The following is an 11,872-nucleotide window of genomic DNA, read 5'->3' on the forward strand; positions in this document are numbered from 1 at the left end:
CTCTTGGGACTTTGCTTCTCCCCCCTCTGGGCAAACCGGACCAGAAACACAAGCAAGCCTGCCAAGGCAAACCGAAAACCGGCAAAGGCCATTTTGGCTGGTGTATCATCCGCTCCGACTGCAAACAGCTCGTATCCCAGCTTGATAGCCGGGTAGGCGCTTCCCCAAAGCAGGGCACAAAAACTCGCAAGCAGCGCAGCAACCAGCGGTTTCGCCAGTATCGATTGTTTCTCTATTTGCATATCGACAGCTCCTCACAAAATGTATACAAGTCTTGCAAGCTTCCCTTGGGATACGGCTCAAGGCTGGCCTGTTGTTCGTTGATCAGACAATCGGTGACGAGAAATACGTCCATGCCGAGCTCTCGGGCCACCATGTCCTCACCTACATCATTGCCGATCATCATGCAGTGGCTTGGCTGTACCCCCCGATGCTTGAGAACCTCGTGATAATACCCTAAATATGGCTTCGCATAGGAAAAATCCTCGTAGGTGGTGATCAGGGAGAAAAGGGATGGATCGATGCCGGCCCAAGCCAAGCGCGCATGGGTTCCCTGCCAAGGGAAAAGCGGAGTGGTGGCCAGCACTGCATCATAGCCTTTGTTGCGAACCATGGTTACCAAATCGGATGCAAGGGAAGATTTCCTGCTTGCCGCCTTGAGCTGATGAAAATCCGTTTCATAGAAAGAAGCAAAGCGGGTATTGAATTCGCTGCTCGCAATGCCTGTCATCTGCTCGAATGTCTGATCGAATCGCTCTTTGTTGGTCATCGTCCCGTCGTTTGCAAGCATTGCTTTCAGTCCAGCCTGAAGGGCTGCAAGTGAAGAATCTGCCTCATAACCGAGCTCTGCACAGCGTTTCCCAAATAAAGAGAAATACCCTTGCATGAATTGCTTCTGGTCAAGAGGAAGCAATGTCCCATCGAGATCGAAGAGGATGGTGGAAAGTACGGGTACAGCCATTGGCCGATGATACGCCGAATAGCAGAACGCGTCAATGAATAAAAAAACCCCCAGGGAAAAGGAGGTTAAACCCTGGGGGAACAAAAGGAGGTTAGAAAAAATCCGATTTCGTTGCCATCCGACCCAACGGGCGCAGAAGCAAGTCGTTCTCTTTCTGATTCGTACATTAGTAAAAACTAATATTTTAATCAAGAGGTTTTTATAATTTTCTTAATTTTTTCATAAACCCTTTTAATTACATTGTCTGGAGTTAGTGACTCTCCAATCTTTGTTCCTAAAAATTATTGCATGAATAAGAAAATCTTTGATAAGAAAACTGAAAAACGTACTTAGTTGGTAAGATATGCAATTTCTGGATTCAGAACAACTTCCCGTCCACCGGATACTTCCAAGGAAGTTGCAGTTATGTAGGAAGCTGCCTCACTGCAGAGAAACACAACCGGCTTGGCAATCTCCATCGGGTCAGCCATTCTACCAAGCAAAGTTCGTTCCCTTACCCTTTCCTTCTCAAGCGTTGGGATGGTCTTGGCAACAGCAGGTGTGGCGGTAAAACCGGGAAGTACCGAATTCACCCGAATCTTCCATCGGGCAAACTCTGCACCATAGGTTACCGCCAAATGGCGGACAGCCGCCTTCAGAGGACCGTAAAGCGTACTCCGACCTGCGGTCGGACATCGGGCGGCAAGACTGCTGATGGTGATGATGCTCCCTCCATCTGCATTCTGCTTCATGCAAGCGCCGGCAACTTGGCATCCAAAAACTGCAGAGTTGAAGTTCATCTTTACAACCTGGTTAACGTCCGCTTCTGAATATCCACTCTCCCCACGATGCCCAACCCCACCGACGTTGTTCACCCAGGCATGAATCTCTCCAAAATGATCCATTACCGAGCGGGCAAACGTTTCTAGCTGTGAAAGACTGGTGGCATCGACAGTTTGTGCATACACATCACCAAAGGCTTGAAGGGAAGAAGAGGCAGAGGCAAGCTCGCTCTCGGTACGACAGCAGATGGCTACACGACATCCCTCTTTGAGAAAGGCCTCAGCAGTGGCATACCCGATTCCCTTGCTTGCACCTACTACAACGGCGGTTTTACCTCTCAGCATAAGGTCCATAACATCTCCTATTTCTCAAGCATGATGTTCAGGATCTCCACATCAGTCGATTTCATGCCTTCACGACCCATGCGTCCAACACTCTGTATGGTCCTTTCAGCGTCCTCTTTTACCAAGCCATCACCACTTTTGAAGGTCCGCCCTTCCTTCACTCCCAACAGGAAGGCGAAAATGGCGGCGTCCAAGGCACTGGCAATTTTGGCAGCACAGGATGATTTTGCACCGTCGCAGACGATACCTCCGATATTAGCCAAGGTGTTGGTGATGGTGTTTGAAATCTCCTCATAGCTTCCACCATAGAGATAGGCAATTCCACTGGCAGCTCCGGTTGCAGCACTGACTGCTCCGCAGAATGCAGAAAGATTGCCGATATATCGTTTCTGAAGGAGAGCTATAAGATTAGCAAGTACCAAAGCACGAATCAGTTTCTCGTGAGAAGCATTTACCTCGCGTGCATACTCAATGACAGGAAGAGAAACGGTCATACCCTGGTTCCCGCTGCCACTGTTGATGACCACAGGGAGGGCACAGCCCCCCATACGTGCGTCGGAACCGGCTGCGGCCCGGGCACAGGCACGGACCCGGACATCGGCATCATCATAGTACTTAAGCATGGTTTTACCCACCCCGATACCATAATCACCCCGTAGCCCTTCTTCGGCAATGGCTGTATTCAGCTCAATTTGCCGCTCAATGATGTCTTGGACATCCGATATCTGTACTTCGTTTGCAAACTCAATGCAGGGTCGGATATCCAACAACTCCTTGTACGAATCGATATGGCTTTCTGAGGAGGTTCCTTTGGCGGCGTTATGGAGGATTACCCCATTCTTGACAATCTTGGTGATGTTGGTATGGGATCCATGGATTTCCACCAGCACGGACTGGTCAGCTTGCTTGGCTTGCATCGAGATAAAGAGATTCTCAACTCCCTCTGCGAGACTCACTGTACAGAAATGTGCATCCACCAAGGCTTTGGTTCTCTCTTGATCAGGGCCTGTTACTTCGCTGAGTACTTCAAGTTCCTTCTCAGCCTTTCCTGCAACAGCGCCAAGGGTAGCAGCAACATCGATGCCACACAGTCCCCCAGAATTGGGGACGGTGACGCTCTTCACATTCTTGATGATGTTTCCACTGCATGCAACATGCAATGAATCCGGAAAGGTACCGAGCACCTCTGTTGCCTTGGCAGCAGCCAGCGCGATGGCGATTGGTTCAGTACATCCGAGCGCTGGAATCAATTCGTGCTTCAAGAGGGCAACATATGCATCATATACCGTTTTTGAAAGTCCCATTTCTCTTCTTGCTTCCTTTTATTTGCTACAGTACTGGTAGATGGCTTCAAAGAGGAGGCGACCGACCTCAGCCCCACCATCCAACAAACCGATGCTCTTATCCCCATAGTAGGCAGCCCTTCCGTGGACGGACCGCATCGCCTTGGTGCTTTCCGCTCCGCTTCGAGCCGCTTCACTGGCTGCCTTGAATGCAGTTTCAGCATCACTGTCCCTCTGCTCCGCCAGAGCCTGCACGGCAGGATGGAGGGAGTCGAGGATAGTCTTCTCGCCGGGCTTGGATTTTGCCTTCTCCATGATTCTCTCAACCCCACTCTGCAGGGCAAGAGCAACCTCTGAAAGGTTTGCCTCACTCTTACCTTTCAGAGACTTGGCGATCCCCATCAGACCAAAGGCGGTGATGGTTCCCAAGGAGGAAGGAGCCGATTCATTGAAAACCGAGGCAATCTGCATGAAGAGCTTACCCAAATCATTCTCCTGTGATTGCTTCAAATACTCTGCTACCGCACGGTATCCCTCGTCCATTGAGATTCCAAGGTCACCGTCGCCATTCTGCTGGTCCAGCCCGATCAAATAGTCGCGATGCTCATGCATCACAGCACTGATGGCTGAAAACACCGAAGTAAGATTTTCCCGTGTCAAACTCATCTGTACCATCCTCCTATTTGTTTGCATTGGTATAGAAGGGAGAGGAAGCAGGCTCTGAGAGCAAACTCTTCAGTTCCTCATCCAACTTGATGACGGTAATTGAAAGACCTGCCATCTCCATGGAAGTGGCAAACTCACCAATGTGGGGCATGAATACCGTAACCCCCATGTCACTGAGAATCTGATGCACCTTCCGATAGACAATCAGAAGCTCCTCAAGCGGGGTAGCTCCCAGTCCATTGACCATGACGGAGACCTCATCCCCCTTCGAAAGAGGTGCATCGGCTTGAATCTTTTCCAAGATCAAGGAGGCAACCTCATTAGCGCTCATCATCGGCCGAATCTCAATGCCGGGTTCCCCATGAATGCCCATCCCAACCTCAATCTCGTCATCTTTGATGGAGAACGTCGGCTTTCCGACTTCGGGAACGATGCACGGAGAGAGGGCAACACCCATGGTTCTGGTTGCGTCAAGGGCCTTCTTTGCGATACGGGCAACCTCATCAAGGGAAAGCAAACGCTCTGCCGCAGCACCGGCAATCTTGAAGGCATAGACCATGCCGGCCACACCGCGACGTTTCTCCTTGGTCTCTTTCGGACTTGAGGCTACATCGTCAGATACTAGGACGGTCTGTGTCTCGATGTCATCCATCTCAACCATCTCGCAGGCCATATCGAAATTCATCCGGTCCCCGCCATAGTTACCGTAGAGGCAGAGTACCCCGCTGCCACGGTCACAGGCCTTGATCATATCTGCCATCTTCTGGGCTGAGGGAGAAGCAAAGACGTTTCCAACGGCACAGCCATCAAGCAAGCCTTCACCGACATATCCCAAAAATACAGGAAGGTGCCCGCTGCCACCCGCGGTGACAATGCCAACCTTCCCCTCTTTGGTCGGGGTGTTCCTGACCAGTATCCTGAAATCACCATTCAGTAGTGTAACCTTATCACCATATGCTGCGACGATGCCTTCCATCATCTCAGGTACAAACATTTCCGGTTTATTGATAATCTTTTTCATAGATCCCTCCTATAAAAAGTCAACAGTAAAGTTAGGAAACTGCTAACCTTTGTTTGTTTTTACTCTAGGAGCCGTCAAATCAAGCCCCTATGACCTCCTCGACTGTGAATAGACACTTGTTCCCTCACCATCAAGGCTGGATTGAACGGTTCCCTGTTGTGGAGCATGGCAAAGATGATTCTCGCCAATTTCCTGGTCGTTGCAATGATTGACTTGCCGGAACCCTTGCCCGTCTTCATTGCCCGGTAATCGGTCATCAGCCTCCATTCACCGGTTATCTTGGAGAGCCGTATCATGCCCATTGTGGCCTGCACGAATGCTGTTCTCAGCTCCTGCGGGCCATGCTTGGTTATCCTGCCCATGTGCACCGTCTCGTTGGAGTTGTGCACCGAGGGCACGATGCCCACGTTCGAGGCGAACCGCTTGAAGTCCCCGCAGAACCTCTTGTCCAGGTCCTTGATTTGCTCCTGCACACCTTCTATAATGCCAAGTATCACCTCGAGTGATGCGGCGGCTTCTGTAAAACCTTGATCCGCGAAATCTTTAACCAGGGCTTGCCGCTTTTTATTGCTCTGCAGCTGGGCTGCCTTGGTCGCGATCCCGTAGCCGAGCAGCATCCCGTGGATCTGGTTCTTCATCTTCACCATGCTGCTCCTAATATCCAAGATAGGCTTTCTTTACCGCAGAGTCCTCAAGCAGCTCTGCTCCTCTCCCCTGCAGTACTACGTTCCCAGTCTCAAGCACATATCCCCGGTCGGCAATACTCAAGGCCATCGCCGCATTCTGCTCGATGAGCAGGATGGTTTTCCCGGTTCTTCTGATCTCAACAATCATCTCGAAAATCTCCTCCACCAAGATGGGGGCGAGACCCAATGAGGGCTCATCCAACATGATCAACTCAGGATCCATCATCAGACCGCGGGCGATAGCCAGCATCTGCTGCTCCCCACCACTGAGACTGCCGCCATCTTGCTTCAACCGTTCTTTCAGACGGGGAAACAATGTGAAGGAGAGCTCCAACAGGCTTTCAATCTTCTCCTTGCCAAGGGAAGGATTTCCCATGGTTCCGCTGATTAGGTTCTCATACACAGAAAGCGCGGGGAAAATCTTTCTGCCCTCGGGGACATGGCTGATACCCATACGGACAATCTTGTTCGGGGCAAGCCGACTGATGTCGGTTCCTTTGAAGGTAACCGTTCCAGATGCCTTGTTCACCAGATTGGAAATGGCCATCAATGTAGTGGTCTTACCCGCACCGTTTCCTCCGATGAGAGTAACAATCTCTCCGGCTTGCACCTCGATCGAGACATTTCTCAATGCGGAAATATATCCATAATTGACCTTCAGAGAATCCAGTTTAAGCATGATTACCCCCTGTTGCGATTCCCTTCCCAAAGTATGCCTCGATAACCTTGGTATCACTCTGTACCTTTGCAGGGTTGCCTTCACAAATCTTTTGGCCGAAGTTCAGGACAAGAATCTTATTGCAGGCATTCATTACGAACTTCATGTCATGCTCGATGACTGCAATGGTGTACCCACTCTTATTCAGGTCCTTGATGAATTTCATCAGGCTGTTTGTCTCAACGGGGTTCATACCTGCCGCAGGTTCGTCCAAAAGCAGGATTTTCGGATCAAGGGCCAAGGCACGGGCTATCTCGACCTTTCTTTGGATACCATAGGGAAGGTTTCCTGCCATGGTTTCCTTGTATGCACCGAGACCGACCTGTTCGATGATTTCCAAACCCTTTTTTGTTGCGAATTCCTCATCCTGCCGATAGGTCTTGGTATGGAGAATGGAGTCGAACAGGGTTGTTTTGAGCTGGTTGTGGAACCCAATCTTGATATTCTCAAGAACCGACATGTACTTGAACAGCTTTATATTCTGGAAGGTCCGGGCCATACCCTTCTTTGCAATCTGCTCCGAAGAGAGATGGGTTATTTCCTCCCCACTGAGAAAGACTTGACCTTTGGTTGGTTTATCAATGCCCGAACAGGCATTGAAGAACGTTGTCTTGCCTGCTCCGTTGGGTCCGATGATACCATAGACATCACCACTTTCAATGGTCATATCGACTTGCTCAACGGCTTTCAGTCCCCCAAAATATTTGCAGATGCCTTTCGCTTCAAGCAATGCACTCATGAGTGAACCTCCTTGCGGGAAACGCGTTTCTGGAGTTTGGTATCGCGCTTTGCAGCAACAATACTGTTTGAAGCTCCGGCAAGTCCCTGCGGTCTCCACCACATCATGATGATGATCAACAAGGCATAGGCAACCATGCGCCACTGACCAATCGGCCTGAGCAACTCAGTAAGGTAGTTTACGATGACAGACCCGACCACAGGCCCAATCAAGGTTCCCTGACCGCCGATGATCATCATGGAAAGAATGTTCCAGCCTTCATCCAAGGTGAAATAAGTAGAGTCGATGAAACGGACATAGGGAGCATAAATGGCTCCGGCAATGCCTGCCCAGAAAGCGCCGTACATGAAGTTCAGTGCCTTGTAGCGTGAGGTGAATACCCCTAGGGATTTTGAGGCAAGCTCATCCTCACGGATGGACATCCAAGCTCTCCCAATTCTCGATTTGATTACTCGAGAAGTCACAAAGAGGAAGAGGATGGCCATCGCTAGGTAGAGGTAATAGAAGTGCTTTGAAGTACGAATTGCCATCCCAAAGAAGACTGGGACGGGAATCCCCTTGATTCCCATAGGACCGCCGGTCAGGCCTGTCCAGTTCAATGCAAGTAATCGTACAATCTCGCTGAAGCCCAAGGTGACGATAGCAAGGTAGATACCCTGCATCTTCAAGGTGGGAAGGGCAACCAAGAAACCGATTGCTGCTGCAATGACGCCCGCAATGGGAAGGATGAGCCAGAAGTTCATTTTCGCAGCAGTAGCAAGGATTGCCTCACTGTATGCCCCTATAGCAAAGAAGCCGGCAACACCAAGGCAGAACTGCCCGCTGTAACCATTGATGGTATTCAGTGCACCTGCAAGAATCGAGTAGAGGAAGATACGGCAGATGACACCCAGCACATAACTCTTATTGGTGAAGAAGGGAAATATGCAGAGAAACACGAACAGGGCGATAAGAAGATAGATTCGGTACTTCTGCACGAAATCCGCAACGGCGGTTACCGCTTTCAACTCCTTCAGGGATGATACCAGCATCGAAGGAGAGGTTTCTTTCTTGTTCGATGAGCGTTCCATTATACTTTGGCTCCTTTCTTGGATACGAATCCCTGCGGACGGATGATTAGAATGAGGATTAGGAACCCAAAGGCAAACATATCACGATAGCTTGCTGAGGAGATGGTGATACCCAAATTCTCAATAATACCGATGCACAGACCACCGAGAGCGGAGAACCGCACGTCAGTCAGACCACCGAGTACCGAGGAGGCGAAGGCCTTCATGCCTAGCGATCCTCCCATAGTTGCCTGCAGGGTTTGGTAGTAGATGGCCAAGAGGAGTCCTGCGATACCACCAAGACCACAGCCAAGACAGTTCCCAAGCATGGCAATACGCTTTACATTGATGCCCACCATGTAGGAAGCAGTCTTGTCCTGACTGACTGCTTTGAGCATGATGCCGAATTTCGTCTTGTTGAAAACCAGCGAGAGTAGTGTTGCCATGACAACTACCGTAATCATGATGACTATCTGCAACTGGGAAATCTGCACCTGTCCGAACCGAAAGAATTTGGGCTGGATGATGTCCAGCATCGGCTTCTGGTTGGGACCAAAGATTATCTGTGCAAGATTCTTGATCAACATACTGAATCCAATGGTACAGAGGAGGGAAACGTGTCTCGGTGCGTTGAAAAATCGTTCATAACAGACTTTATAGACAAAATAACCAAGTATCCAGGAAGCAAGAAAACTCACAACCAAGCCTAGCAGTATGTGGCTGCCACTCAAGAAGAACATATAATACGCCGCAAAGGCTCCTATCATGATTACTTCACCATGAGTGAAGGTAACCATGCCAACAACGCCAACCACAACTGAATACCCGATTGCCATAAGTGCATAAATGGCACCCTGGCAGATTCCATTGATCAGCTGGTTCAGAAAGTATTCCATACTATTCTTACTCCTGTTTCATAGAGTGAGGGTGAAGGAGCCATCACAAAGGAAGACTCCTTCACTTTTAAGGAAGTTCTGAAACTCAAATGCGCTTAGTTGTTCTTTGCGTATTCGAAACCAGCCTTCACTACGTACTTACCGTTTTCAACAGCACAAATCATGTATTCACGGGTAAGGTCACCGGTTGGGTTGAACTTCAACGGACCGGAAACACCATTGATACTAATTTGGGCGAGGTTGTCACGAATGCTCTGACGGGTAATCTTCGCATCACCGCTGGCTTCGATTGCTGCCTTGATGAGATAGACAGTGTCGTATGCACATACCGGGTGGATGGTCGGCTCGAAACCAGCCTTGGAAACGAACTCGGCTCTCCAAGCCATCAGCTCAGGATCATTCTCGTCGAAGAAGAACGGGGTTGAGAGGACCAAGCCCTCAGCGTTCTTTCCAGCAAGGTCGAGCAGCTGTTCACTGGTTCCAGGCCCAAGCGTAGCAAGCTGGACATTCCAACCGGCACCACGGATCTGGTTGATAACCATCGGAACAGCACCCTGGTCGAGAATCAAAACGACTTCGGGGTTTGCTGCTCGTAGCTTGGTGATCAGGGAAGAGAAGTCCTTCTCATCCTGGACATAATTCACTGCAGCGACGATATCAAGACCAATGCGGTCAGCTTCTGCCTTGAAGTTGGAATAGCTGGAAGCACCCCAGTCACTGTTGATGTAGATGACACCAACTTTGTTCTTGCCTAGATACTTCTGAATGATATAGCGGGCAAAGAAGGGAGCTTCACCGTCCTGCCGACCCATGATACTGAAGGTATAATCGCTCATACCGGCATAGTCAGGGTTGGAAGCGGTCGGGGAGAGCTGGACAAGACCAGCTGCGTCAACGATCGGAGCGTTGGCCATGCAGCAACCACTGGTGAAATCACCAAGGATGGCATAGATGGACGGATCGTCTGCAAACTGGCGGGCAAGGTCCGAACTCTCTTTCTGATCACCCTTGGAATCGCGAACGACCAGCTCGAGTTTGTAACCATTTGCACCACCGGCGGCATTGATCTTGTCAACGGCCATCTGCATACCAATCTCAAAGCCCTTTCCATACTCGGCATTGGTACCGGTAAGCGGGGCAAGTACACCGAGTTTAATCAGCTTGGAGTCAACCGGAGCTTCAGTCTTACCTGCAGCAAATACTGCAGAAGCCAACAACGAGACAATCATCATCAGTACAATCGCTTTCTTCATATACATCTCCTTTTTATCTTGATGATGCACAGGCATTCATCAGATTTACTCTTGTTCAGTCTTCTTGAAATGTAGCTTGCAGCTTGCACAACCCTTGGCGATGGTGTCCCCGAGGTCGAGCTCAAGGCCCATTGCTTCTGCAATACCGCGATCCCCGTCCATAGCCATGTCACACAAAAGAGCAATCGTCTCTTCATCAAAACCCTGTTTCTGCCAAGCGTTGACCAGAGCACAGTAATGGAAATCCACATTGACATTGTCATGGTCAGCCTTGATGTTGTCCATATTGAAGCTGCTCACCCCAACATCACCAAGGAATGCATTCCTGAAGTCAACACAGTTTTCAGGATCAGCACACTGAGCCTTGAAGAGGGACCCATGGTAGATTCCGGTCCTCTTGATAGCCTTGCGAACGATCTGCTCTGCATTCTCGATACCGGCTTTGCGCATCTCATCGAAAATCAGCGCCATCCAAGTAGCCCTGTGCTCGATTTGAGCTCTGTTGATGTCAATTTTCTCTTCGACTTCATTGGCGATGTTTGTAATCTTTGACATACTTACTCCTTATATTATATTTATTTATTTTCCAGAATATCTGGAAAATGTTGTAAATTAATTACTTTTTGCTTGCTAAGATATCATTAATATACTAATAATATAACAGGTATCTCGCAGAACGCAATGATTATTTTATCTTTTCCAACTTTTCCAACTCGAGAGATGGAACCTTGGTTTATGGTAGAATGAAAAAGCATATCCTTCATGGCGCATCGTCACGGCCACTGAGGATGAGAAAAAGGAGTCTTTCGCATGATTATACAGAAGTCAAACATCAAGACCAGAATGTATCGCAACATATTAGACAGCATCATCCGTGATGAATACAAACCCGAGTCAATCCTGACCGAGAAAATGCTGGTGGAACGGTATCAGGTGAGCAAGTCTCCTATCCGTGAAGCCCTCATTGAGCTCTGTAACGAAGGAGTACTGCGAAGCATCCCCCGTCTTGGATATGAGATCATTAAAATCACCGACAAGGATATCGATGATGTCCAGGATTTCCGCCTTCTGATTGAATGCGGCAGCATGGACAAATATTGGCATCTGCTCAAACCGGAACAAATCCGTGAGGTCATCAATGCTCGAATGGAGTGCAAAGAGTGTGACGCTTTCGAACATTGGGAACACAACAGCCGGTTTCATTTGGAACTGATCTCATGCTTTGGAAACAAATTCCTTCACAACAGTCTCTCTGATGCCCTACGATTCCTCTCCCGTGCCTATGCCCAGTTCTACTGGGAACAATGGCACCGCACGACGTTCGTCAGTCGTGAAGAGCATCACAAATTGATACTCCAATACATCCTTGACAATAAGAAGGAAAAAGCCATCCAAGCTTTGGAGGCGGATATCAAGGAGTTTGCCAGAGGGAATGAGTTCCTCAGACCAATTTTCCTTGACTCGCCGTACTGATCGGGTAGGAGGATGAGCCTT

The 11,872-nt window shown here is 49.3% G+C and carries 13 protein-coding genes and 1 pseudogene; 1 reads left to right on the plus strand and 13 read right to left on the minus strand.

Annotation, left to right across the window (positions count from 1 at the left end; translation table 11 throughout):
- The 13 genes and pseudogenes from B3F49_RS02565 to B3F49_RS02625 all read right to left on the minus strand — a co-directional run.
- Positions 1-242 (minus strand): annotated as a pseudogene (locus B3F49_RS02565) (EamA/RhaT family transporter); the annotation flags it as partial.
- The gene (locus B3F49_RS02570; protein WP_293908839.1) at positions 233-961 is read right to left on the minus strand and encodes an HAD family hydrolase; all 729 of its coding nucleotides are present in this window, start codon (positions 959-961) and stop codon (positions 233-235) included. The pseudogene B3F49_RS02565 and the gene B3F49_RS02570, both read right to left, overlap by 10 nt.
- 329 nt (positions 962-1,290) lie before the next feature.
- Positions 1,291-2,076, minus strand: a complete 786-nt coding sequence (locus B3F49_RS02575; protein ID WP_293908840.1) for an SDR family NAD(P)-dependent oxidoreductase — start codon at positions 2,074-2,076, stop codon at positions 1,291-1,293.
- An 8-nt stretch (positions 2,077-2,084) separates the two neighbouring features.
- Positions 2,085-3,329 (minus strand): serine dehydratase subunit alpha family protein, encoded by a 1,245-nt coding sequence (locus B3F49_RS02580; protein WP_349681275.1) that lies wholly within the window; start codon positions 3,327-3,329, stop codon positions 2,085-2,087.
- A 60-nt stretch (positions 3,330-3,389) separates the two neighbouring features.
- Positions 3,390-4,016, minus strand: coding sequence for a dihydroxyacetone kinase subunit L (locus B3F49_RS02585; protein WP_293908842.1), 627 nt, complete (start codon positions 4,014-4,016; stop codon positions 3,390-3,392).
- Between the two features lie 13 nt (positions 4,017-4,029).
- Positions 4,030-5,037, minus strand: coding sequence for a dihydroxyacetone kinase subunit DhaK (locus B3F49_RS02590; protein ID WP_293908843.1), 1,008 nt, complete (start codon positions 5,035-5,037; stop codon positions 4,030-4,032).
- Between the two features lie 74 nt (positions 5,038-5,111).
- The gene (locus tag B3F49_RS02595; RefSeq protein WP_293908844.1) at positions 5,112-5,675 is read right to left on the minus strand and encodes a transposase; all 564 of its coding nucleotides are present in this window, start codon (positions 5,673-5,675) and stop codon (positions 5,112-5,114) included.
- A 16-nt stretch (positions 5,676-5,691) separates the two neighbouring features.
- Positions 5,692-6,402 (minus strand): ABC transporter ATP-binding protein, encoded by a 711-nt coding sequence (locus B3F49_RS02600; protein ID WP_293908845.1) that lies wholly within the window; start codon positions 6,400-6,402, stop codon positions 5,692-5,694.
- Positions 6,395-7,180, minus strand: a complete 786-nt coding sequence (locus B3F49_RS02605) for an ABC transporter ATP-binding protein (RefSeq protein WP_293908846.1) — start codon at positions 7,178-7,180, stop codon at positions 6,395-6,397. The genes B3F49_RS02600 and B3F49_RS02605 overlap by 8 nt, the downstream gene beginning before the upstream one ends.
- Positions 7,177-8,250, minus strand: coding sequence for a branched-chain amino acid ABC transporter permease (locus tag B3F49_RS02610; protein WP_293908847.1), 1,074 nt, complete (start codon positions 8,248-8,250; stop codon positions 7,177-7,179). Before B3F49_RS02610 ends, B3F49_RS02605 begins: the two co-directional genes overlap by 4 nt.
- Positions 8,250-9,125 (minus strand): branched-chain amino acid ABC transporter permease, encoded by an 876-nt coding sequence (locus B3F49_RS02615; RefSeq protein ID WP_293908848.1) that lies wholly within the window; start codon positions 9,123-9,125, stop codon positions 8,250-8,252. Before B3F49_RS02615 ends, B3F49_RS02610 begins: the two co-directional genes overlap by 1 nt.
- Before the next feature lie 95 nt (positions 9,126-9,220).
- Entirely contained in the window at positions 9,221-10,378 is a 1,158-nt protein-coding gene (locus B3F49_RS02620) for an ABC transporter substrate-binding protein (RefSeq protein WP_293908849.1), read from the minus strand.
- A gap of 45 nt (positions 10,379-10,423) precedes the next feature.
- Positions 10,424-10,933: an L-2-amino-thiazoline-4-carboxylic acid hydrolase gene (locus tag B3F49_RS02625; RefSeq protein WP_293908850.1), complete on the minus strand. Its 510-nt coding sequence runs from the start codon at positions 10,931-10,933 to the stop codon at positions 10,424-10,426.
- A 255-nt stretch (positions 10,934-11,188) separates the two neighbouring features.
- Here B3F49_RS02625 and B3F49_RS02630 point away from each other — a divergent pair, with 255 nt between their 5' ends.
- Positions 11,189-11,851, plus strand: coding sequence for a GntR family transcriptional regulator (locus tag B3F49_RS02630; RefSeq protein WP_293908851.1), 663 nt, complete (start codon positions 11,189-11,191; stop codon positions 11,849-11,851).
- Positions 11,852-11,872: the final 21 nt, after the last annotated feature.

This window comes from Sphaerochaeta sp. UBA5836 (assembly GCF_002432845.1).
Taxonomy (GTDB): domain Bacteria; phylum Spirochaetota; class Spirochaetia; order Sphaerochaetales; family Sphaerochaetaceae; genus Sphaerochaeta.